This window comes from Acidisoma sp. C75 (assembly GCF_054665095.1).
Genome location: NZ_BAAFHD010000010.1, coordinates 92,210 through 113,558, shown reverse-complemented (window position 1 = coordinate 113,558; position 21,349 = coordinate 92,210). Strand labels below are relative to the sequence as shown.

At 64.5% G+C, this 21,349-nt stretch carries 23 protein-coding genes; all 23 read left to right on the top strand.

What is annotated here, in order from left to right; translation table 11 throughout:
* Nucleotides 1–81: 81 nt before the first annotated feature.
* The 23 genes from terL to ACYQ7X_RS14155 all read left to right on the top strand — a co-directional run bounded on the left by terL (nucleotide 82) and on the right by ACYQ7X_RS14155 (nucleotide 21,347).
* A complete protein-coding gene (gene terL, locus ACYQ7X_RS14265) occupies nucleotides 82–1,434 on the top strand; it encodes a phage terminase large subunit (protein WP_459697722.1) in 1,353 nt (450 codons plus the stop codon).
* A gap of 33 nt (nucleotides 1,435–1,467) precedes the next feature.
* Nucleotides 1,468–2,877, top strand: coding sequence for a phage portal protein (locus ACYQ7X_RS14260; RefSeq protein WP_459697721.1), 1,410 nt, complete (start codon nucleotides 1,468–1,470; stop codon nucleotides 2,875–2,877).
* Nucleotides 2,864–3,274 carry a hypothetical protein gene (locus ACYQ7X_RS14255; protein ID WP_459697720.1) on the top strand — a complete coding sequence of 137 codons (411 nt, stop codon included), beginning with the start codon at nucleotides 2,864–2,866 and terminating at the stop codon, nucleotides 3,272–3,274. Before ACYQ7X_RS14260 ends, ACYQ7X_RS14255 begins: the two co-directional genes overlap by 14 nt.
* Nucleotides 3,275–3,307: 33 nt before the next feature.
* Complete coding sequence (locus tag ACYQ7X_RS14250; protein WP_459697719.1) at nucleotides 3,308–4,630, top strand: DUF4043 domain-containing protein; 1,323 nt, start codon at nucleotides 3,308–3,310, stop codon at nucleotides 4,628–4,630.
* Between the two features lie 6 nt (nucleotides 4,631–4,636).
* A complete protein-coding gene (locus tag ACYQ7X_RS14245; protein WP_459697718.1) occupies nucleotides 4,637–4,945 on the top strand; it encodes a hypothetical protein in 309 nt (102 codons plus the stop codon).
* A gap of 181 nt (nucleotides 4,946–5,126) precedes the next feature.
* Nucleotides 5,127–5,504 carry a hypothetical protein gene (locus tag ACYQ7X_RS14240; protein ID WP_459697717.1) on the top strand — a complete coding sequence of 126 codons (378 nt, stop codon included), beginning with the start codon at nucleotides 5,127–5,129 and terminating at the stop codon, nucleotides 5,502–5,504.
* Entirely contained in the window at nucleotides 5,504–6,157 is a 654-nt protein-coding gene (locus ACYQ7X_RS14235; RefSeq protein WP_459697716.1) for a hypothetical protein, read from the top strand. The genes ACYQ7X_RS14240 and ACYQ7X_RS14235 overlap by 1 nt, the downstream gene beginning before the upstream one ends.
* On the top strand, nucleotides 6,157–6,993 hold the full coding sequence (locus tag ACYQ7X_RS14230; RefSeq protein ID WP_459697715.1) for a hypothetical protein: 837 nt from the start codon (nucleotides 6,157–6,159) through the stop codon (nucleotides 6,991–6,993). The genes ACYQ7X_RS14235 and ACYQ7X_RS14230 overlap by 1 nt, the downstream gene beginning before the upstream one ends.
* Nucleotides 6,994–7,008: 15 nt before the next feature.
* Nucleotides 7,009–8,568 (top strand): phage tail protein, encoded by a 1,560-nt coding sequence (locus ACYQ7X_RS14225; RefSeq protein ID WP_459697714.1) that lies wholly within the window; start codon nucleotides 7,009–7,011, stop codon nucleotides 8,566–8,568.
* A gap of 15 nt (nucleotides 8,569–8,583) precedes the next feature.
* On the top strand, nucleotides 8,584–9,015 hold the full coding sequence (locus ACYQ7X_RS14220; RefSeq protein ID WP_459697713.1) for a hypothetical protein: 432 nt from the start codon (nucleotides 8,584–8,586) through the stop codon (nucleotides 9,013–9,015).
* The gene (locus ACYQ7X_RS14215; protein ID WP_459697712.1) at nucleotides 9,015–9,353 is read left to right on the top strand and encodes a hypothetical protein; all 339 of its coding nucleotides are present in this window, start codon (nucleotides 9,015–9,017) and stop codon (nucleotides 9,351–9,353) included. The genes ACYQ7X_RS14220 and ACYQ7X_RS14215 overlap by 1 nt, the downstream gene beginning before the upstream one ends.
* A gap of 166 nt (nucleotides 9,354–9,519) precedes the next feature.
* The gene (locus tag ACYQ7X_RS14210) at nucleotides 9,520–9,822 is read left to right on the top strand and encodes a hypothetical protein (RefSeq protein WP_459697711.1); all 303 of its coding nucleotides are present in this window, start codon (nucleotides 9,520–9,522) and stop codon (nucleotides 9,820–9,822) included.
* A 1,312-nt stretch (nucleotides 9,823–11,134) separates the two neighbouring features.
* On the top strand, nucleotides 11,135–11,875 hold the full coding sequence (locus tag ACYQ7X_RS14205; RefSeq protein ID WP_459697710.1) for a hypothetical protein: 741 nt from the start codon (nucleotides 11,135–11,137) through the stop codon (nucleotides 11,873–11,875).
* Nucleotides 11,876–12,061 (top strand): hypothetical protein, encoded by a 186-nt coding sequence (locus ACYQ7X_RS14200; RefSeq protein ID WP_459697709.1) that lies wholly within the window; start codon nucleotides 11,876–11,878, stop codon nucleotides 12,059–12,061.
* Complete coding sequence (locus ACYQ7X_RS14195) at nucleotides 12,048–13,145, top strand: hypothetical protein (RefSeq protein ID WP_459697708.1); 1,098 nt, start codon at nucleotides 12,048–12,050, stop codon at nucleotides 13,143–13,145. Before ACYQ7X_RS14200 ends, ACYQ7X_RS14195 begins: the two co-directional genes overlap by 14 nt.
* 9 nt (nucleotides 13,146–13,154) lie before the next feature.
* Nucleotides 13,155–13,727 carry a phage baseplate assembly protein V gene (locus ACYQ7X_RS14190; RefSeq protein ID WP_459697707.1) on the top strand — a complete coding sequence of 191 codons (573 nt, stop codon included), beginning with the start codon at nucleotides 13,155–13,157 and terminating at the stop codon, nucleotides 13,725–13,727.
* 2 nt (nucleotides 13,728–13,729) lie between these two features.
* Nucleotides 13,730–14,095 carry a hypothetical protein gene (locus ACYQ7X_RS14185; RefSeq protein WP_459697706.1) on the top strand — a complete coding sequence of 122 codons (366 nt, stop codon included), beginning with the start codon at nucleotides 13,730–13,732 and terminating at the stop codon, nucleotides 14,093–14,095.
* 27 nt (nucleotides 14,096–14,122) lie between these two features.
* A complete protein-coding gene (locus ACYQ7X_RS14180) occupies nucleotides 14,123–15,250 on the top strand; it encodes a baseplate J/gp47 family protein (RefSeq protein WP_459697705.1) in 1,128 nt (375 codons plus the stop codon).
* A gap of 9 nt (nucleotides 15,251–15,259) precedes the next feature.
* Nucleotides 15,260–15,934 carry a hypothetical protein gene (locus ACYQ7X_RS14175; protein WP_459697704.1) on the top strand — a complete coding sequence of 225 codons (675 nt, stop codon included), beginning with the start codon at nucleotides 15,260–15,262 and terminating at the stop codon, nucleotides 15,932–15,934.
* Nucleotides 15,935–15,942: 8 nt separating this feature from the next.
* A complete protein-coding gene (locus tag ACYQ7X_RS14170) occupies nucleotides 15,943–17,184 on the top strand; it encodes a glycine-rich domain-containing protein (RefSeq protein WP_459697703.1) in 1,242 nt (413 codons plus the stop codon).
* A gap of 1 nt (nucleotide 17,185) precedes the next feature.
* Nucleotides 17,186–17,677 (top strand): phage fiber-tail adaptor protein, encoded by a 492-nt coding sequence (locus ACYQ7X_RS14165; RefSeq protein WP_459697702.1) that lies wholly within the window; start codon nucleotides 17,186–17,188, stop codon nucleotides 17,675–17,677.
* Nucleotides 17,678–17,681: 4 nt separating this feature from the next.
* Entirely contained in the window at nucleotides 17,682–20,237 is a 2,556-nt protein-coding gene (locus ACYQ7X_RS14160; RefSeq protein WP_459697701.1) for a right-handed parallel beta-helix repeat-containing protein, read from the top strand.
* A gap of 21 nt (nucleotides 20,238–20,258) precedes the next feature.
* Complete coding sequence (locus tag ACYQ7X_RS14155; protein ID WP_459697700.1) at nucleotides 20,259–21,347, top strand: hypothetical protein; 1,089 nt, start codon at nucleotides 20,259–20,261, stop codon at nucleotides 21,345–21,347.
* The last annotated feature ends 2 nt before the right edge of the window (nucleotides 21,348–21,349 follow it).

The window sequence follows — 21,349 nt, the reverse complement described above, 5'->3', positions numbered from 1 at the left end:
CAGAGACATCCGATCAGCCGGCCAACCCGGCCACCATCGCCCTCCGACTATAAAATTCCGATCGAAAGGCCCCAACCGCGCATGGCTTTGGGGCTGATTGACTGGTCCACCCACGCTCTGGCGGAGGCGGACCTGGCGCCCGCGCCGCACCATCTCCGGTTGATGGCGGATCTCGAAGCGATCAGCAATGGCGAGATCGACCGGCTCATGGTCCTTATGCCGCCGGGATCCGCGAAATCGACCTACGTCTCGATCCTCTTTCCCGCCTGGTTCCTGGCGACGCACCGGCGCGCGGCGCTCATCACCTCCTGCCATACGGAGAGCCTCGCAAGCCACTTCGGCAGGCGCACCCGCGCGCTCGTACAAGCGCATTCCGAACTTCTCGGCTATCGCCTGGCGCCCGAAGAGAGGGCGGCGGACCGGTGGCGCACCAGCCTCGGCGGGGAGTATTTCGCAACCGGCATCCGCGGGCCGATCGCCGGCCGGCGCGCCGACCTCGCAATTATCGACGACCCGATCAAATCCTGGGCCGACGCGGATTCTCCCGCCGCGCGCGAGCGCCTTTGGGATTGGTATCGGATGGACCTCATCCCCCGCCTCAAGCCGCGGGGCCGGGTTGTGCTGGTGATGACGCGCTGGCACCAGGATGATCTTGGCGGCCGCATCCTCGACACCGAACCCGCCTGGCGCGTTCTCCGCCTGCCCGCTCTCGCGACGACGCCCGATCCGCTGGGCCGCGCGGAAGGCGCACCACTCTGGCCGGAATGGGAAGACGGGGCGGCGCTGCACCGCAAACGCATGGCGATGGGCGAACGCGCCTTTGCCGCGTTGTTTCAACAAAACCCCCGCCCGCCATCGGGTGGGCTTTTCCTCACCGAACGGCTTGGCCTCTGCGACGCCGTGCCGCCGACGGTACGCGCCGTACGAGCCTGGGATCTCGCCTCCGCCGTGCCGGCCCCGGGCCGCGATCCTGACTGGACCGTCGGCCTTAAACTGGAACGCGATGCTGATGAGCGCTTCGTCATCTCCGACGTGACACGGCTGCGAGGCTCACCCGGCGAGGTGGAAAGCGCCATCCTCGGCGCCGCGCAGCGGGACGGCCCCGCGGTGACAATCGCCCTGCCGCAAGACCCCGGGCAAGCGGGCCAGGCTCAGGTCTCCTACCTGACACGGCGCCTCGCGGGCTTCACCGTACATGCCTCGCCCGAGACCGGCTCGAAACTGACCCGCGCAAGCCCCGTCGCGGCGCAAGTAGAGGCCGGCAATCTCCGCCTGCTGCGCAGTGATTGGAACCGGATGTTCATCGAGGAACTCAGAGACTTTCCGAACAGCCACAAGGATGATCAGGTGGATGCGCTGTCTCGCGCCTTCATGACGCTGGTCTCGCCCTCAGGCCCGGCTCGGCGCCTGCACGTGCCGCTGCTTTCCCGCTGACTTCGCGCCCCCTCTCTCATACCGGATACAGGCATGTTCGACGCGATCCGCGCGCTGACCCCGCGCGACCCCGACTACCCCACGCGCACGGCGACGCTCGATCTCATGCGCCGTGTGCTCAACGGAACGCTCTACGACGTGCTGCCCTATCAATTCCACGAGGAGCGGGGCGCGGGAGGCGAATACATCCCGCTGCGGCAACGCCGCCCCTCCATCCGCTACGCGCTCTGCCGAACGGTGGTGGAAGACAGTATCGCTCTGCTCTTCAGCGAAGGGCATTTTCCCACCCTCCTCTGCGCCGACCACGAAACCCGCGCTGTCCTCGCCGACCTCGTGCGGGACGCCCGTTTGAACAGCGTGATGGTTGAAGCGGCGCTGCGCGGCTCGATCGGGTCGGTCGCTCTGCTGCTCCGTATCCTGAAGGGCCGTGTCCATGTCTGCGTGATGGACAGCCTTTTCCTGATGCCGACATGGCAGCCCGATGCCCCGGACACGCTGGCGAGCGTGACCGAACGCTACAAGGTGCGTGGCAGCGCCTTGCTGGCGCAAGGCTATGAGATCGCCGAACCGGGCATCGAATACTGGTTCATGCGCGAATGGACGACGGAAAGCGAGACCTGGTACCTGCCCTGGCCTGTTGGCTACGAGCCGCCCGGCGGCCCTGCCCCCGATCCCGCCCGATCGAGCCGCCACGGCCTCGGCTTCGTGCCGATGGTCTGGATCCGCAACCTGCCGGGCGGCGAAGGCATCGATGGCGCCTGCACCTTTCGCGCCGCGGTGGAGACGAGCATCGAGATCGACTACCAGCTTTCCCAGGCGGGCCGCGGCCTCACCTATAGTTCAGACCCGACCCTGTTGATCAAGGAACCGGCGACCACCGACCGCGAAATCATCAAGGGTGCCGGCAATGCACTCGTTGTCAGTAAGGATGGTGATGCGCGGCTGCTCGAAATCGGCGGCTCGGCCGCGAATGCCGTGATCGACTATGTGAGGGTCTTGCGCGAGTTGGCCCTGGAAAGCGTGCATGGCAACCGCTCCTCGGCCGACCGCATCGCCGCCGCCCAATCCGGGCGTGCGCTCGAATTGATGAACCAAGGCCTGATATGGCTTGCGGACAATCTGCGCGTTTCCTACGGCGATAACGGCCTGCTGCCACTCATGCGAATGATTTTGCGGGCTGCGGCGCGCTACCCGATCACCGTTATCGGCAAGCCGATGCCCAAGATCTCGCCCGAGGCACGCATCACGCTCGATTGGCCGCGCTGGTATCCGCCGAGTGCGGCCGACCAGTTGGCGGAAGCGCAGACCCTGACAACCCTTGCCCAGTCCGCCCTGATTAGCCGCGAAACCGCGGTGCGCAGCATCGCCGATGCCTACGGCATCGAGAATGTCGGCGCCGAACTCGCGCGGATCCAAAAGGAAGCAAAGCATGACGACACCTGACGCCCCGCCCGGTGACGGCGCCGGCGAGACGATCGATGCCCTGCGTGCCCGCGCAGCCGAACTAGAACAACAGGTGCAGGCGCTGACCGCCCAGGCCCGCAACAACCTCGTCCTCTCCGAACTGAAGGCCGAGGCGCTGCGCGCCGGCATGATCGACCTCGACGGGCTGAAGCTCGTCGATACGAGCGGGCTTACCATCACCGAGCGCGGCGAGGTTGCCGGCTGCTCGACCCTGATGGACCGCTTTCGCCGCGACAAGCCTTGGTTGTTCCAGCCCGCCTCGACCACCACCAACGCGGTGCCGCCGCCCTCACAGCCGCCGCGCACCAAGCTCGCGACCGAGATGACCAACGAGGAATACCGAGCCGCCCGCGCCGCGATCCTCCGCCGCTTCTGATCTCTTCACCCATAAAACGCCGAAAGGATCGCCATGGGCATCCAGAATTTTCCCGTCGCTCTGCAACCCATCATCCAGCAGGGCTTCCTCGAACGCGAGTTCCAGCAGGCGCTGCGTTCCCGCCTCGGCTATCGCGCCGTCGCCGACCGCGAAGAGATCGCGGTCGGCATCGGTGAAACCCTCACCAAGACGCGTGCGGGCCTGAAGCCGAGCGTGACGACGCCGCTCTCGCCCTCGCTCAACACCAACCTGGACAACGGCCTCACTCCCAGCAGCTGGGGCGTTGAGCAATATACGCTGACCCTCAACTTCTACGCAGCGACCGCCGATCTGAACATGGTGACGAGCCGCGTCGGCATCGCGAGCCAGTTCTTGCAGAACGCCTATACCAACGGCGAACAGGCCGCCCGCAGCCTCGACGAGCTCGCCCGCAACGCGCTCTTCAACGCCTATTTCGGCGGCAATACCCGCGTGACCACGGCGCTGGGCAGCGCCGGCCCGACGATCGCCGTGGACGACATCCGCGGCTTCACCACGGTCTTCGTCAATGGCGTGCAGTTTCCCGTCTCGGCGGGCAATCCGCTGACCGTCACCGTCGGCAGCGATGTCTATACGCTGGTCGGCGCCGTGCCCGACAGCACCAACATCTCGACCACGCCGCTCGGGATCTCCGGCTCGCTGACCTTCGCGACGAATGTGACGACGACGGACGGTGCGGCGGGAAGCACCGTGCAGGCCGCCACCGCCAGCGCCATCCTGCGGCCGGGCGGGCGGAGCAATACCTCGCTTCTGCAGGCGACCGACAGCCTGGCCATGGGCAGCCTGCTGGATGCCGTGGCAACGCTGCGCAAGAACGCGGTGCCGGAAATCGACGGCGTCTATAACTGCTACCTCGATCCCGTCTCCGCCCGCCAGCTTTTCGCTGACCCCGACTTCAAGACCCTCTTCACGGGTGCGACTTCGAGCAACGCCGTTTTCGCGGATGGCATGGTCAACGATTTCCTCGGCCTCCGCTTCATCCCGACCACCGAGGCCTTCGTCCAGCCGCACCCGACGATCCCCGGTCTCAACATCCGCCGCCCGATCATCTGCGGCCAGGGCGCACTCATCGAGGGCGACTTCGCCGGCATGGGCGCGGATGATGTGGCACCGAAAGACTCGATCGTCGCGACCGTCGATAACATCGCGATGGTGACGCGCGAGCCGATCGACCGGCTGCAGCAGATCATCGCGCAGAGCTGGTATTGGATCGGCGGTTTCTGCGCGCCCTCCGACACCACGACCACGCCGCTCACCGTGCCGACGGCGACCAATGCCGCCTTCAAGCGAGCGGTCATGGTCGAGCACGCGGGGTAAGGCGCGATGGCGAGCGGTAGCATTGCCGCCTTCACGCCGGAGGCGACGGTAACCATCTCCGCCAGCACCACCAGCACGGCAATCCTGCTGGGCGGCGCCGGCCCGTCGCTCCTCGTTTTCAACGCAACCGCCTCCACCGCCTTCCTGCGCCTCGGCGCGGGGCTGCAGACGACCGCGAGCCTTGCCGATCTGCCGATCCCCGCGGGTGGGCGCGTCTTGCTTGGCGTCAGCGCGACGGTCACGGCCGCAGCCGCTCTCCTGAGTTCGGGCAGCGGGACGCTGTATCTCACTCGCGGATCCGGCTCGGCCTACTAGAGCTCTCCCGCTCGCAAGCGATTGCGGAGACTGCTCTTGCCTATCGTTCTGGCGCGCGTCGCCACCCGGCCGGATCGCTTCATCCGGCCCGGATCGGCGCCGGCGCGCCGCGGGACGATAGGCGGAAGCCCGGCCGGCCCGAGCGCGGCCGGCCGGGCACCTTTTTTGGGAAACCAGCCTCATGGCCTTCACCGATAGCGAGAAGACCGATGTTCGCCGCTTCTGTGGCTATCCGGCCTATGGCGCCGGAGCCAGCGGCTTTCAAGGATGGCGCTTCTTTCAAGCCTATGGGCTTCTGGAATATCGACTGAACAACCTGTCGCCCGCAGAAGAAAGCGTTGTCCGGACCTATCTCGGCACCCTTCGCGGCCTCGAAGTGGGCGTGCCGCAATCCGCGCAGGGGCTCGACACAGACCAGGCGGCGGTTTGGACACGCAACAAGGACGAGTTGCGCGACCGGCTGACCCTGCTCGACGAATGGCGCCGGCGGCTCTGCAACTTTCTCGGCCTGCCGCCCGGCCCGAGCTTCGCCTCCTCCGGCATTACCTTGGTGGTCTGATGGATACCGAACGGCTGCGCGATCGCTTTTCCTACGGACTAGGCAAGGCCGCCCTGGCGACCGGCGAGGACTACACCTTGCTCCGGCCAACAGGCGCGATCGACCCCACCGACCCGTTGAACAAGAAACTGCTGCTCAAGGTCTCCCTCGCCGGGCAAGGCCAGGGCTGGCGCCCCGCGCCCGCGCCGAACGAGCCGTTCTGGTCGGCCATGATGGATACCGCCTATACGCGGCCGGGCGACTATTTGCGCGGCCCGCTCGGCATCTTCTTCATTGCCGCACAGCCTCCGCTCCTCCCGACGCTCTGCGTGCAGACCAATCGCGCGATCTCGGTGACGCGGCCGGATGGCGCAGCGGCGGTCGGCATCAACGGCTATGGCGGGGTGCAAAGCAGCGAGATGATGCTGCTTCTGCAGAATTGGCCTGCCAGCGTGCTGATGGGCCGAACGGGCGGCCGCCGCGGCGGTGAATTGCCGGACGAGCCCGGGCCGCCGCTCTGGACGGTTCTTCTTCCTCCCCTGCCGCAGCAGGTGTGCCTCACCATGCTGCCAGGCGACATCCTTTCGGATGAGACGGGCTTCTCCGCGGTGATCACCGCGGTGGAGCCGAATGCGCTCGGCTGGCGGATAGCCGCTGTGGAGGCGATCGCCTGATGGCCGATCAATCAGACATCGAAAATGCCCTCGTCACCGCGATTGCGGCGACGCTCTATCCGAACGGCAGCGGCAGCGTCTCCTCCGTTAATAACGGCACGGCCCTCTTCCGCGTCTATCGCGGCTGGCCGATCGCCCATGCTCTGAATGCGGATATCGCAGCTGGTGTCTGCAACGTCACTGTCTTCCCGGCCGGCGAGCCAAGAGACACGACGCGGTATCCGACCCGCTGGAACGTGACGACCGCCGCCGCGCCAAGCCTGACCATCACCACGCGCAGCAACATCATCATCTTCGGCGGCACCCCGGCCGCCGGCCAGATGGTGGGCATTGCCGTTGACGGCAAGACCTTCATCTATCTCGTTCAGGCACGCGACTCCACCGCACTGATCGCCGCCGCGCTGGCGGCGCAGATCACGGCCGCTGGCATCTTCACGCAATACTCCGGCAGCACAGTCGCACTTCCAGGCGCCAGCGGATTGATCGCCAGGGTGGAGCAGGCACAAAGCGCCTTCAAGGAGACGCGGCGGCAGAAGCAGAATTTCCGCGTCACCTGCTGGTGCCCCACGCCGCAGTTGCGGGACGCGGCGGCTTCGACGATCGACGCCGCTCTCGCCGCGACGACCTTCCTGACACTCGCCGATGGAACCAGCGCCAGGCTCACACTCGCCGGCGGCACGACGACGGACGACCTGGAGAACGCCAACCTGTATCGCCGCGACCTTCTCTATGCCGCGGACTACGCCACCATCCTCACCGCCGCGCAGCCCGCGATGGTCTTCGGCACGGGCACGCTTTCGACCCCGGCCGGGAACCTTGCCGCGCTTCTCGGCTAAGCCAAGGGAAGATTCATGCCCATCGTTCAACAGGGCGCTATCAACACGACGGCGTTGGTGGTGCCCGACCTCTACGTGCAGATCGTGCCGCCGCAAACGCTTCTTCTCAACGGTGTGCCGACCGATATCCTCGGCGTCGTCGGCAGCGCGAGCTGGGGCCCGGTCGGCCAACCCGTCATCGTCAGCAGCATGGCGGATTACAGCCTGGCCTACGGCCCCGTTCTGCCGCGTACCTATGACATGGGAACGCAGGTGGCGACCGCCATTCTGCAGGGCGCGCAGAACTTCCGCTGCGTGCGCGCCACGGATGGGACGGATACGGCCGCGACCCTGACGGTGCAAAGCGCGGTGAAATTCACCGCCCTTTACACCGGCAGCTCCGGCAACAACTTGTCGGTCTCGATCTCCGCCGGGTCGCAGGCGGGCAGTACCCGCCTGACGGTCGGCTTCCCCGGCTCCGCCCCCGAGGTCTATGACAATATCACAGGCAGCGGGGCCGCGCTTTGGCAGGCGATGGTCCTCGCCATCAATGCCGGCAACGGTCCTCTCCGCGGGCCGTCGCAGCTGCTGACGGCCGCTTATGCCGGCGGCACCGCCGCGCCGACAGCCGGCAGCTTCAGTTTCAGCCAGGGCACGCCAGGCACCGATGGCGCGACCGGTGTTTCCACGACCAACCTCATCGGGCAGGACAGCATCCCCCGCACCGGCATGTATGCGCTGCGCGGCCAAGGTTGCTCGGTCGCGCTGCTGGCGGACGCGATCGACCCTTCGCAATATACGACGCAAGCGGCCTTCGGTCTTTCGGAAGGGGTCTATATGATCCTGACCGGCCCTGCCGGCGACACGATCGAAAATGCGGTGTCCACCAAAGCGACTGCCGGCCTCGACAGCTATGCCTGCAAGCTGATGTTCGGCGACTGGCTCTACTGGAACGATCCCACCAACGCGCAGCTACGCCTCGTCTCTCCGCAAGGCTTCGTCGCCGGCAGGCTTGTCAATCTCTCTCCCGAACAGTCGAGCCTCAACAAGCAGCTCTACAGCGTCGCCGGCAGCCAGAAGAGCGGCGCGGCCGGTTCCGGCCAAACCACAACCTATTCGAGTGCCGATCTGCAGACACTGTTCCAGAACGGCATCGACGTGATCTGCAACCCGCAACCCGGCGGAAGCTACTGGGGTGTGCGCTGCGGCCACAACTCCTCCTCCAATGCGGCGGAGCATGGCGACAACTACACGCGCATGACCAACTACATCGCCGCCACGCTCAATGCGGGGATGGGCCTTTACGTCGGCCAGGTGATCAATACGAGCCTGTTTCAGAACATCCGCGCCACACTCCTCTCCTACCTTCAGAGCATGCTGCAGCAAGGGCTGCTCGGAAGCACCGGTGCCGGTACGCCGTTTGCGGTGGTGTGCGATCTTTCGAACAATCCGGCAGCGCGCACTGCTCTCGGCTACGTTCAAGCAGACGTGCAGGTTCAATACCAGGGCATCAACGAATTTTTCCTCGTCAACCTCGAAGGCGGCCAGACGGTGCAGGTTACGAGCCAGACGCTTACCAACGGACCCAACTACTAACGGAGCACCCCGGGCATGGCCCTCAACTCGTTCAACACCGGCAAGGACTGTCAGGTGGTCGTCATCGGCCCTACCGGGCGCCTCGACCTCGAACACGTCACCGGCTTCGAGGCGAAGCAGGTTACCGCCTCGGTTCGTGTCGATCGCCTCGACGGCGTCATCCTCGGGGCGGAACTCCCCAAAGGCTGGGACGGCGTCTTCGAGCTCGAGCGCGGTTCCTCGGCCGCTGACGATCTCCTCTCGCAGATCGAGCAAAGCTACATCAACGGTATCACCCCGGCGCCGGGAACTCTCTATCAGTATATCGACGAAGTCGATGGCTCCACCTCGACCTATCAGTTCAACGGTGTCGTGTTCAAGCTCGCCTCTGCCGGTGCTTATAAGGGCGATGCAAGCGTGAAGCAGACGCTGGAGTTCTTCGCTTCCAGCCGGAGCCGCGTCTCGTGATGACAGCCTCGAGCCAGTTCTCAGAGGACCAGGGACTAGCCGAAACCGTCGATGCCCTCGGCCGGCATCTGACGGTACGGCAGCCTCACGCGCTCGATCAACTGCGTCTCTTCAAAGCGGTAGGGCCGGTGCTCGCGCAGAACCAGCCCTATCTGGGCATGGCGATGGTCGCCTGCTCTGTCATCGCGATCGACGGCATACCAGTCCCGCCACCGACATCCGAGACGCAGATCGAAGCCTTGGTCACCAAGCTCGGGGATGAGGGCATGCGGGCCGCGGGTGCTTTGCTGACGCCGCCGCCCGACGCCTCGGAGATGCAGTCTTCCGCGGGAAACTGAGCCGGCACCCTGTTTTGATCGAGTGTCTATGGCTGGTCAAAAACGGGGTGCCGTTCGACATCGCCTTCAGCCTGTCCGCCGTGGACCGGAAGGCATTCGCGGTTGCCTTCGGGGAGATGGCAGGTGCGCACTACGATTGGCAGCGCATGACTTGGGAGAGTTGAGCATGCGGGCGCGCTCCTCCACCACCACCGAGGATTGGACGGCGATAGAACGATCAATTCTTGATGAAGCACTCTGTGTCCTGCGCAGCGCCGCGGCTGCAAAGGCGGGCCTCGAACCGGCGGCGATCGGCATGCACCAGATTGGCGAAAGGCGCGCGCGGCTCGAAGTGGCCCACCCGGATTTGGTGCAGCGGGAGCGGGGCTCATCGGCGCACCCACCGGCGCCGTTTCTCTCGCCAGACGATCCGACGATGACCGCTCTGCAACTGGCTCTGGCAAACAAGCTTAGGCAATCGAACAAATGACGGATATCGAGACGATCGGAATTTCCCTGGTACTCGATAATGGCGTGGCCGAAGCCATGCGACGCATGCGGCAAGATTTCGTTACCCTCGAGCGCGGGACTGTCTCCCAAGCGCAGCGCATGGAAAGCATCGCGCGCGCGCATCTTCCTGCTTATCACCAGCCTCGCCAGGCGACGCCTGCATCTCCCTGGGCTCCTAGCAGTGCCGCCGCACCGAAGCCCCCGGTTGATGCCGCCAGGCCCTCGGCGGAGCCGCCGCCGATGCCGTTTTCTTCGACGCCGCGGACCGAGGCGAACCGACACCCGGCGCATGAGCCGAGACCCCTGCGCCAAACACTGCCGGAGCCACGGCCACACACCGTCCTTCCGGTCGCCATTGGGGCACCGCAGCCAATAACGGTCGACCTATCACACGTGGCATCGGCCAAGACGCAGGCGGATCAGCCCGCTTCACGTCTGCCGCCCTTGCCGGTGCAGCCCCCCGCGCCCGCGGCATCACCTCGGCCCGCTCACATGCCCGCACCAGATCAAGCATCCGCGCCGCCATTGCGCCCGACCGCTCCTGCTAGGCCAACGGCACTGGCCGGCCTGCAGCTCCCTCAGCCTGTGCCTTCCACGCCAGCCGCGCCGCTTCAGCCACTACAGAAGGTGCTTCGTCAACCAGCGGAGCTTCCCGTTCCCGCACAGCCCGCTCCCGCGCGACAGGATTTTTCGCCTCCTGCCGCAGGCCGACAGCCCGCGCGGCCGAGCATTGCGCCGGCGAGCTTCACGACCTTTCCGCTGACAAGCCGGCTGCCGCGGGAAGCGGCGGACCGCCGGCTCTCCGCCAAGGCAGTGCCGGCGCTGCCGCCGGCGCCGGCATCTGTGCCGAAGGAACCCGCCGCCAATGCCGCGCCGAGGGTGCCAAACTTCCCCTCGCCACCGCTCCCCCTGCCGCCGGATCCTCTTCTGGGCTCGCTGGCGTCTGGCGGAGCGCCGCCGAAGCCGGATAGCCCCACCCTGGTGGTCGCCGGACAACCGCCACCCTTGCCCCCATCATCTCCCGGCACGGCCCGGCCGCCGGTGCAAGCGACGACGCCAGTTGAGGGAAGGAAGACGCCTGCCTCGCCGCCGGAAGATCTTGCCGACAGCACGTCAAACGACTCCGCCCCCGTACTCTACGGTGATCTGCTGGTGGACGGCCGCAGCCTTGCTTCCTGGATTTCCTCGACGATCGCCCAGCGTGCATCGCATCCGCCGCGCGCCAGCCGCCGCTTCAACACGCGCATGGCACCGGCCTGGCCCGGCATGCCCCTTTAGAGGCCGAGAGAGCGATGACCACCGCAGTTACGCTTGGCGCCATCAACCTCGATTCCTTCGAGGTTCCGACCTTCATTCTCTATGGCGGCGATCAGCGCGCGGTCGTGCATGATCTGCCTGGCGGCAGCCGCGTCCTCGATGTCTTGGGCAGTGCTGACCACGACATCATCTTCAACGGCGTCTTATCCGGCAGCAATGCCGAGCAGCGCGCCGTACTGCTCGATACTTTGAGGATATCAGGGGCTGCCGTCCCGCTCAGTTGGGGCGACAACTACTTTATGGTCATTCTGTCGAGAGCCCTGTTCAGCTATCGGAAGTCCTGGTGGATCCCCTACCAGATCCGTTGCACAGTAGTGGTCAACCCGCTGGCGATCGCGGTGAACCTCGCCACCTCGGTGGCCTCGTCGATCCTCGGCGACCTGACGAGCGCGGCCGCCCTCGTGCCAGACGCGCCGCCGGGGCTCGCCGCTGCGCAGACCGGGCTTGCGCAAGCGACCGGCACGACGCCCGGAGCCGCTGCCTACCAACAGAATCTGGCCGATCTATCGACCAGCCAGGCGAGCCTGCAATCGGCCACAAGCCAAAGCGGGGCCATGGTGTCCGGCTTCGATCTCGGCATGCCGGCGGGCTCACCGGTCGCGGGTGCCTCTGGGCTGAGCCAGGTGGCGAACGCCTCCGCCTCTCTCGCCAACTCTGCAGCCGCAGCGGGTTACGTCGGCCGCGGCTTGAGCCTGCTCTCTGCCCTTGGAGGTTGAATGCGCACCGTTACTGGCATCGGCGGCGACCTGTTCGAGATCGCGGCAGCCGAACTCGGCGACGCGACCCAGTGGATCCGTATCGCTCAGCTCAATCGCTTGAGCGATCCGCTCCTCCCCGGCGGCTATACGCTGCTCATCCCCGACTACGACGCCCAGGCCGGAGGCGGCGTTGCAACTCAGTGACGGTATGCCCGCCCGAACCGTCTATGCTGACCTCAGGCTGAACGGCACCTCCGTTGCCGGCGTGCTCGATGCAGAGGTCACCCTTGCCAATCATCAGGTTGCCGGGTCTTTTCACGTGACGCTCGCCTTGGGAGCGGATCCGAACTTTACCGCCGCCACGTTTGCGACCGCCATCGACCTCTATGCCGAGATCCGCTTTGGCATCGGCATTCCCGGCCTGCCCGCCGCCACCGCCACATGGGCCTCAATCATCACGGGTAGCGTCGATATCATTGCCTATGACCTCGCCGCCGGAACCGTGCAGCTCTCCGGCAGGGATCTCTCCGCTGTGTTCATCGACAGCCTGAGTGCGGAGACATTCGCCAACAACACGGCGAGCGAGATCGCGCAGACGCTTGCCGCCCGCCATGGCCTTACACCCGTCGTCACCCCGACGACGGGACCTGTCGGGCGATACTACGCGGACGGGCACGCGCTTTCATCGCTCCACCGCTCCCACTCTCTCGTGACGGAGTGGGATCTTCTCTGCGGTCTCGCGGAGACCGAAGGTTTCGATGTCTTCGTCCAGAATGATAGCCTATTCTTCACCAGCCCGGCGACGGATGCTTTGCCCACGGTGCTGACCTGGATGAACCCAGGCTCACCCGGGATCGCGTTGCAGACGCTTCATCTCGAGCGTACGCTCGGTCTGGCACGGGATATCGTCGTCACCGTCCAAAGCTGGAACAGCCGCCAGGCAACGATGATCTCCGAAACGGTCCGCGCGTCGCCTTCAGGCAAGGCTGTCGTTTCCACCTCGCCTTATGCCAAGCAGCCTGCGACCTATGTTCTGATCCGGCCCAATCTGACCAGCAGCGAAGCGTTAACTCTGGCGAACAACACGCTCAGCGATCTAAGCCGGCATCAGCGGGTGATCTCAGCAATCATGCCCGGCGAACTCTCCCTGGCACCACGGAAGCCCGTTGTCCTCGCAGGCTCGGACACTGCCTTTGACCAGCCTTACATCATCGACGAAGTGGTGAGGCATTTCTCCGTCCGCACCGGATTCACTCAAACGATCCGCGCCGTCAATCTGACAAACTGAGACGAAGATATGGATGGCTTTCTGAATGCTGTGCGAGGCCAAGCCGGGCTCGTCGCCGGCGGCTATGCGCAGCTGCGCTGCGGGGTTGTTCAGTCTTTCAACCAAGACACATATTGCGCAACCGTTATGTTGCAGCCAGAGAACGTTCTGAGCGGCTGGCTACCCGTCTCTACAGCCTGGTCAGGCGCCGGCTGGGGACTGGTCGCTCCGATCAGCCCAGGCCAACAGGTCATCATTCTCGCGCAAGAAGGCCAGGCAGAGCACGGCATCATCCTCGGCTCGCTCTTTTCTCTCGCGAACCGCCCGCCTGCGACCCCCGTCGGCGAGCTATGGCTGGTTCATCAATCCGGCAGCTACCTCAAGCTGCATAACGACGGGACGATAGAAGGAAATGCGACGACCTGGAAGCTGACCGGCACGGTGACCATCTCCGGCGATCTCGTAGTCGGCGGAGATATAGCCGACAAGGCCGGAGCCCATGGCAGTCTCGAGACCTTCCGGGCCATCTTCGACGAGCACATTCACCCCGGCATCCAACCCGGCTCTGGCAACACCGGATTGGCCATTCCTCAGATCGAGTGAACATGTCTGATCTCAACCACGATTTCGGCGGCGATCTCTCGCTCGCGCCAGACGGTGACTTGTCGTGCGCCAGTGGGAACACTCTCGGTCAGCAACGCGTCCTTCGTCGCCTGCTGACCAACCCTGGCGATTACATCTGGCAGCTCAGCTATGGAGCTGGCCTGCCGGTGATGATCGGCCAACCGGCGGATGCCGCCTTTACCTCGTCCCTCATCCGAAGCCAAATCTTCCTAGAAGAAGCGGTGGCGCGGACGCCATCACCTACTGTCACGGTCCAATCAGCTGATAGCGTTGTTTCCGTATCGCTCTCTTACGCAAGCGCTTTCGACGCCTCTGCTCAGCTCGTTACGACCGCAGTTGGTCCATAACCCGAATGGGCAGGATTGGAACAAGCGATGCAGCTCTCTCTGAACAACTTCGCAACCCTGGTGCAGCAAGCTGCGGCGGCTGCGCAAGCCGGTGCGTCGCAGATCCTCGATTTCACTGTGGGCTCGGTCCTGCGAGCGCTGATGGAGGCCAACGCATCGATCGCCCTATGGCTGCAATGGCTGATCATTCTCGTTTTGCAGACGACGCGCTTCGCCACGAGCTCCGGGGCTGACGCGGACAGCTTCGGGGCTGATTTCGGTTTCACCCGGCTGCCGGCAGTAGCGGCGACTGGATTCGTCACCTTCAGTCGCTATGCGCCGACCTTGACCGCCGTCGTTCCTGCCGGCGTGACCGTTGCGACGGCAGATGGAAGCCGGCAATTCTCCGTCATCGCCGACAGCGCCAATGCCGCCTGGAACGCCACGGCGAATGCATATCTCCTCGGCGCCGGCGTCAGTTCGCTCAGCGTTCCGGTCGTTGCGGTGCAATCCGGTGCGGGCGGCAATCTCCTGCCGAACATGCTTACCCTGATCACGAGCCCCATCCCCGGCATCGACACGGTGACGAATGCCGCGGCGCTGACAAGCGGCGTAGATGCCGAACCGGACGCCTCGTTCAGGGCTCGCTTCCAGGGATTTCTCGATAGCCGATCACGATCAACGATCCAGGCGATCACCTTTGCTGTGCTCAACCTCCAGCAAGGCTTGAGTTGCACCGTTCTCGAAAACACCGATGCGAGCGGTGCCTTTCGGCCTGGCTTCTTTCAGGTGACGGTTGACGATGGCTCTGGCACGCCGCCCTCGGCCCTGATCGCGGCGGCGCAGGCGGCGATCGAAGCGGTGCGGCCGGTTGGCTCCATCTTCGCCGTTAGCGGACCCGTCAAGCTTCTCGCGAATATCTCGATGACGCTAAGCCTCTCCGGCGGGGCTCTCCCAGGCCCAGTCACCACGGCGGTGAGTGCAGCACTCACGACCTATATCAACGGCCTCCCGGTTGGCGGCAGCCTGCCTTACACCAAGCTCGCGCAAGTAACCTACGATGCGATCTCCGGCATCGAGAACGTCGCCGGCCTGACCTTGCAGGGGGCGATGCAAGACCTGCAGGCCTCGCCCATGAGCGTCATCCGAATCGGCACATTGGCCATCAACACCTAGGCGTTAAATATGATCGGTGACCAGCAAGACATGCAGGCGCGGCTTCTGCGCGCCCTGCCGAAAGGGTGGTTTGCGGATCAGGCCCCGATCCTCGCGGCTGTTCTCTCAGGCTTCGCATCGACATGGGCCTGGCTTTTCCGCCTCATCTTCTTCGCAGGGCAGCAGACGCGCGTAGCAACCGCATCGTCGGGATGGCTCGATCTCATCGCCTATGATTATGGCGGAGCCAGTTGGGCGCGAAACCCGAACGAGAGCGATGCGGCCTTTCGGCGCCGTATCCTCTTCAACATGCAAAGGGAGCGGACGACACGAGCCGCCCTAATTGCCAACGTAACCACTTTGACCGGCCGTGCACCCGCGATATTCGAGCCGGCCTTTCCGCCCGATACCGGCGGCCTCAGCACACCCACTCTCTCCTGGAACACCTCCGGTGGCTGGGGAACGCTCAGCCTGCCCTATCAATGTTTTGTCACCGCCTATCGCCCGCATGGGGGGGGTATTGCCAACCTGTCCGGCTGGGGCACGAACCCTACCAGCTTTGCCCTTGGCGGCTGGAATACTGGCGCCATCGCCTGGGGCGATCTCAGCCTTCTCGAAGGTGCGGTCACCGATGCCGAAATTTTGTCCGCCGTGGCGCAGTCCATGCCTGCTGCCAGCATCGCCTGGACAGCCCTTTCAAACTGAGGAAACCCATGGATCGACAGATCGTCTACCCCGCATCCATCCCTCTCGATACGGACTTTCTTTCGCTCAATCGCAACACGATGGTGGCACTCGGCTATCTTGCGCAAGCGACGCTTGGCACCGCAACGATCATCGACGGGCTTGCCTGCACGCCGACCACGCCGGCCTCACTTTCCGTGAGTGTCGGCCCTGGCTCGATCACGTCGTTCGGACCGATCGACAGCTTGGCCTATGGATCGCTGCCTGCTGACCCGACCGATCAGATCGTGAAGATGGGCATCAATCTCGGGCCGACAAACTTCACGCTGGCACCGCCGGCGAGCTCCGGCCAGAGCGTGATCTATCTCATTGAAGCGAGCTTCATCGAGGAAGATGCGAGCCCGATCGTTCTCCCCTATGTCAATGCCGCGAACCCGGCGCAGCCTTATTCCGGCCCGAGCAATTCCGGTGTGCCGCAGAATACCCAGCGGATCGAGCGGGTACAGTTGCAGCTGAAGGCTGGTGCCGCCGCGAATACCGGCAGCGAAGTTGCGCCATCTACCGATGCCGGATGGGTGGCGCTCTATCTGATTACCGTGAATAACGGTCAGACGGCGGTGAGCGCCGCGAACATTGCGGTCCATCCCACCGCGCCCTTCATCCCGTTCAAGCTTCCACAACTGGCTCCAGGCTTCTCGCGCCGCCAGGCCTTCTCGACCTCTAAGAATTTCGTCGTGCCACTAGGGGTCTCGCTGATCCGCGCAACCGTGATCGGTGGCGGCGGCGGTGGCGGCGGCTCTGACGGCAGCTACGCGGGCGCCGGCGGCGGCAGCGGTGGCTATGCGACTGGAACTTTCACCGTAAGCGCAGGCGCGACGATCGCCATCGGCGTCGGCGCGGGCGGGGTTGGCAGTGGCGCTCATGCCTCCGCCGGCAATGGCGGCACATCGAGCTTCGGAACCTTCCTGAGCGCCACAGGTGGCGAAGGCGGCCAATACCAGAGTGCCTCCTCGACACCGGGCGGTGGTGGTGGCGTTGGCAGCGGCGGAGAGTTCGCGGTCAATGGTGGCTTCGGGGCCGACGGTCAGAATGGCTCTGTGGTGATCGGCGGTCATGGCGGCGCCAGCGTGCTCGGCGGCGGCGGGCGGGCTTCAACCGCCGGAAGCACTGCCCTCAATGGCCAGGCTCCGGGCTCGGGTGCGGGTGGCACCTACAACTCCTCGGGCAATGGCGGCCAGGGAGCCCCCGGCCTCGTAATCGTGGAATACTGATATGGCAACGCCCGCCAATCATTCCTGGAAGCCTTGCAATGCCCGGGTACTGACGATCACCGGATTCGATCCGACCCCGCGCGGATCTCCGCCCCAACTGCCGCCAGGCACCGTAGCGGCCTGGCCGCCCAAAGATCCCGCCGACGTCTTGGACTATGTGTTCGATATCTCCCCAGCTCTCTGGGGCGATCACGGCGACAGTATCTCCTTTCTTGACGTGACGATCGCGCCGGCCCTCGCCGGAGATCTGACCTTGACCACAAGTTCAGTCGATGGCCAGCGAGTCATTCTCTGGCTGGGGGCCGGCCAGACTGGAACCACCTACAGCGTGACCCTGGCGATCACCACGGTGGGCGGCGGCAGTTTCCAGCGCACCTTGTACCTGCCTTGCCTTTCGCTCTCAGCGACGCCGCCGCTCGGCACCGAGCTCGTCACTGAAACGGGGGCGGCGATCCTTGATCTCGCCGGGCAACCCATTTTTATCGAAAGCTGACACTATGCCGACGATCGACCAGCTGCCGGCCGCAGTCGCAAGTTCAGACGCCGACGAACTCATGGCTACACAAAGCGGAAGCTCTCGAAAAGTTACGCGTGCTCAGCTGCTTGCCGGCTTGCAGCCCGCAATCTCTGTGCCTCCCGGCGCTCTTCTCGGCAATAGCGGCACGGCCTCCGCCGGACCTCTACCGATCACTGTCGGCAACAACCTGTCGATGTCGAACGGCGTCATTTCGGCGCCAGCACCGTTCGTTATCCCTAGTCTGCCGAACGGCAGCGCGCCGTCCCCTGCGGACCTTGTCCCCCTCTCGCAAGGGGGCGTCGCCTCCACCATCAGCTATGGTACCTTTCTATCCGGCCTCGCGTCTCTTCCCGGCTTCGACGCTTCTCCCTTGATGATGACACCAGCAGGGGCAAGCTCGCAGCGCAGCCTTTCCTCGCTGCTGGCCGACGCCTTGACGGTCGAGGACTTCGGCGCGGTCGGCGATGGCGCGACCGATGATACGGCGGCGTTCCAGGCGGCGATCAAATCGCTGCGGCCCATCATTCTAGGCCCGCGCACCTACATCCTGAACAATGCGCTCTCGCTCACTAATTCCACGGGATTGACCCTGATCGGCGTTCCCGGCCAGACCGCCATCCGTCGGCTGAGCCAGACGGCAGGATCTCCCTGGATCATACTCTCTGCGCCGCTCGTGCATGTTGAAGGCGTCACCTTCGATGGGAACGCTCAGCTGACAGGGGGCGGTGATGGTGTTGTCATCCCTCAGTCCTGCCTCCGCTCGACGTTCGACCGCTGTGTCTTTTCTAACTGCACCTCCAACGCTGGCCTGGTGTTTGAGCCCTCCGACCCGGCGTTTACGCGCCATACCGTGACGGGTTGCGAGTTCTTCAGCAACAACTACGGCATCATCTGCCAAGCCGCGGATGGGCTGACGATCAGCGGATGCCACGTCCATGACAATACAGGCAACGGCATTCAAGTCGATTATGTGAACACCGGCGGCTCCGTCAAATCCCGCCTCGCTCTTATCACCGCCAACCACTGCTGGAACAACTATGTCGGCATTGTCGTAGGTGACTATACCAGCGCCGATGCTTCCCCGGCCACGATCAGCAATCAAACCGCCGACGGCATGCTGAGCATCATCAGCGGTAACCAGTGCCATGACAACGCCGAGTATGGGATCGTCGCGCAGGGATACAATCTTCTGGTCAGCGGCAATCTGGTCTATAACAACGGCGGGACGAACCTGACCAATGCCGGCATCCTGGCAAATTGCTGGGCGAGTATTGTCACCGGCAATATGGTCACAAACCACCAAGGCTTCGGCATCGATGCCGGCGCCGCGAACTTCACCCACCTGTCCAACAACTACATCTCTACCGCACGCATCGGCATCAATGCCGGAGGTGCGCAGGAGCCGAGGGTCTTTGGCAATTCCATCTTGAATTGCAGCTACTACGGTATCGTCATCTACAACAACGAGACCGATGCTCAGGGCAATGTCATCGGCGTCGCCTCGAAAGACTGTTCGATCGTCGAAAACGTCATCGATATGCCGAGCGGTGGCGGCGGCATTTTGCTGATTGACGGTCCGCAATCGGTCCATATCGCGCGCAACAACTTCATCACGGTACCGGGCGCCGATCTCAGCCTGTGCCTGCTGCCGCTCACGGACACCACCGCGATCTCCGACAATCTCATCAACGGCCAGGCGAGCATTCATCTCTACGATCCGTTCGTGAACTCGGTCGGCCAGTTTAACGGACTTTACACCGTTCTCTATCCTGACATCATCGACGAGATCAGCATCACCCAGGCGAGCCAGCCGCTGCAGAGCATCTGTTCGTTGAACGGCAGCAACTACGCGCCGTATCTTACCTTCCTCAAGCTGACTGCGGGCGGGAGCGGCTATACCAGTGCGCCCGCGGTGAGCTTCTCGGGAGGTGGCGGCTCAGGAGCCTCTGCCCAGGCCTTTATCAGCAACGGCGCCGTGATCGGCTTTCGCATGCAGTCGCTCGGCTCGGGCTATACGTCTGCGCCGACGGTAACCATCAGCGGCGGCGGTGGCTCTGGCGCCAGCGCAACCGCCTTTATCGGCGTCCCGCTTTCGAACGGGCGCCGGCTCCGGGTCTTCTCCTCGGCGGAGGCACACTGGGCGACTGCTGGCAGCAACCCTCTGCAAACCACCCCGACGGCACAGCCCATCACCACGCCTGCGAACACCGAGACCGAGTGGCTCGGCCAGACGGGCGGCTGGCTCGCGACCCGCTATCAGCAATTGGACTACCTGGCACCGGCGAGCGATGGCAGCGTCACTCTGCAGTCGATCTCGGGCGATATCCGCCTGCAGCCGAACGGGAGCGGCGCGGTGCGGTGGGTGAGCAGCACCAATTCGGCTGGTTGCTCGACCATCGTCGGCAGCGGTTCCCCGAACGGCGTTGTCGCCGGCAACCCCGGCTCCGACTACCGCAATCTCACCGGCTCGGCCGGCAGTATCTTCTGGATCAAGCAGACGGGCACCGACACGAACGGTTGGGTCGCCCTCGGCTGATATGCGTGAAAAGAGGATTCGATGCCCACGATCGCCAGCCTACCTCCCGCTACAGCAGTCTCGCCGACGGACTTTCTGGCGATCGACCAGGGGACGGGTACCAACAGCGTCTCGGTTGCAATCCTGCAGCAAGGCCTGCAACCGGCCATCCTGACGCCGACGGGAAGCCTCCTCGGCCGGGTTTCCACCGGTACAGGAAGCCCCGAGACCGTATCGGTCGGAGCGGGGCTCGTTATGAGCGCCGGCACGCTCGCGGTCGGCGGCTCGATCGACGGTTTGCTTGCGGGCGAAACCGTGGATCAACTCCAAGCCGCCGCGCCCGCCGCAGATAGCGACAGCTTCGCCGTTGACCAGGGTGGCGCCGCGCTGGTGAAGCAAAGCCTTGCGGGCTTGTGGAGCTATATCGCGAACAAAATTCCGCTGACACAGAGGCGCGTTGTCGAAATTACCAGCAACACCGTTCTGGATGCGACCGCCCATAACAACGCGATCCTCATCTGCTCGCAAAGCGTCGTTCTCACCGCCAATTTCGTGAATATGGGAAGCGGCTTCTCTTGCGATGTGCTGAACCTTTCCTCCGGTACAGTCACCATGGGGCAAGGCATCACCGTCGGCTCTGGCAATGCCGGGCTGCCCCAGAAACTCTCCGCCCGGTTGACCGCCTTCACCTATTCCGGCGGAAGCCTGGTGTTTTGGGACGGCCAGTCCGGCACAGCGACCTCCGGATCCGGAACGACGACGGGCACCACGAGCGGCGGCGGCACAACCGGTGGCTCATCCGGCGGCGGGACGACGACCACGCCCTCGGTCAGCCTCGTCTTCGTGACCGCGCCGAGCGGCAGCTACAGCCTGTCCCAAACCAATGTCGGGGTCAACGCGACGCTTTCAGGCGCGGGCACGACTGTTACCGTCGCGTTCGGAGTGAGCTCTTCTACGTCCGCCGCTCCTGCCACTTGGACGGCGGGCACGCTCGTCAACACTCAAGCCAACGGCTCCAGCTTCTGGGGCGCCTACCTGACGATGCCAGCCACCGCCGGCACCTACTACTGCTGGGCGAAAAGCTCCGACGGGTCGGCCCAAGCGGTGAGCGCAGGCTTTACCGTCGCGTAAGT

Bases quoted from the DNA above. Each gene is read 5' to 3' on its own strand.
- ACYQ7X_RS14220 (WP_459697713.1), top strand. From the start codon at position 8,584: ATGGCCCTCAACTCGTTCAACACCGGCAAGGACTGTCAGGTGGTCGTC.
- ACYQ7X_RS14200 (WP_459697709.1), top strand. From the start codon at position 11,876: ATGCGCACCGTTACTGGCATCGGCGGCGACCTGTTCGAGATCGCGGCA.
- ACYQ7X_RS14170 (WP_459697703.1), top strand. From the start codon at position 15,943: ATGGATCGACAGATCGTCTACCCCGCATCCATCCCTCTCGATACGGAC.
- ACYQ7X_RS14175 (WP_459697704.1), top strand. From the start codon at position 15,260: ATGATCGGTGACCAGCAAGACATGCAGGCGCGGCTTCTGCGCGCCCTG.
- ACYQ7X_RS14160 (WP_459697701.1), top strand. From the start codon at position 17,682: ATGCCGACGATCGACCAGCTGCCGGCCGCAGTCGCAAGTTCAGACGCC.
- ACYQ7X_RS14225 (WP_459697714.1), top strand. From the start codon at position 7,009: ATGCCCATCGTTCAACAGGGCGCTATCAACACGACGGCGTTGGTGGTG.
- ACYQ7X_RS14180 (WP_459697705.1), top strand. From the start codon at position 14,123: ATGCAGCTCTCTCTGAACAACTTCGCAACCCTGGTGCAGCAAGCTGCG.
- ACYQ7X_RS14250 (WP_459697719.1), top strand. From the start codon at position 3,308: ATGGGCATCCAGAATTTTCCCGTCGCTCTGCAACCCATCATCCAGCAG.
- ACYQ7X_RS14245 (WP_459697718.1), top strand. From the start codon at position 4,637: ATGGCGAGCGGTAGCATTGCCGCCTTCACGCCGGAGGCGACGGTAACC.
- ACYQ7X_RS14230 (WP_459697715.1), top strand. From the start codon at position 6,157: ATGGCCGATCAATCAGACATCGAAAATGCCCTCGTCACCGCGATTGCG.
- ACYQ7X_RS14215 (WP_459697712.1), top strand. From the start codon at position 9,015: ATGACAGCCTCGAGCCAGTTCTCAGAGGACCAGGGACTAGCCGAAACC.
- ACYQ7X_RS14155 (WP_459697700.1), top strand. From the start codon at position 20,259: ATGCCCACGATCGCCAGCCTACCTCCCGCTACAGCAGTCTCGCCGACG.
- terL (WP_459697722.1), top strand. From the start codon at position 82: ATGGCTTTGGGGCTGATTGACTGGTCCACCCACGCTCTGGCGGAGGCG.
- ACYQ7X_RS14260 (WP_459697721.1), top strand. From the start codon at position 1,468: ATGTTCGACGCGATCCGCGCGCTGACCCCGCGCGACCCCGACTACCCC.
- ACYQ7X_RS14185 (WP_459697706.1), top strand. From the start codon at position 13,730: ATGTCTGATCTCAACCACGATTTCGGCGGCGATCTCTCGCTCGCGCCA.
- ACYQ7X_RS14165 (WP_459697702.1), top strand. From the start codon at position 17,186: ATGGCAACGCCCGCCAATCATTCCTGGAAGCCTTGCAATGCCCGGGTA.
- ACYQ7X_RS14205 (WP_459697710.1), top strand. From the start codon at position 11,135: ATGACCACCGCAGTTACGCTTGGCGCCATCAACCTCGATTCCTTCGAG.
- ACYQ7X_RS14210 (WP_459697711.1), top strand. From the start codon at position 9,520: ATGCGGGCGCGCTCCTCCACCACCACCGAGGATTGGACGGCGATAGAA.
- ACYQ7X_RS14240 (WP_459697717.1), top strand. From the start codon at position 5,127: ATGGCCTTCACCGATAGCGAGAAGACCGATGTTCGCCGCTTCTGTGGC.
- ACYQ7X_RS14190 (WP_459697707.1), top strand. From the start codon at position 13,155: ATGGATGGCTTTCTGAATGCTGTGCGAGGCCAAGCCGGGCTCGTCGCC.
- ACYQ7X_RS14255 (WP_459697720.1), top strand. From the start codon at position 2,864: ATGACGACACCTGACGCCCCGCCCGGTGACGGCGCCGGCGAGACGATC.
- ACYQ7X_RS14235 (WP_459697716.1), top strand. From the start codon at position 5,504: ATGGATACCGAACGGCTGCGCGATCGCTTTTCCTACGGACTAGGCAAG.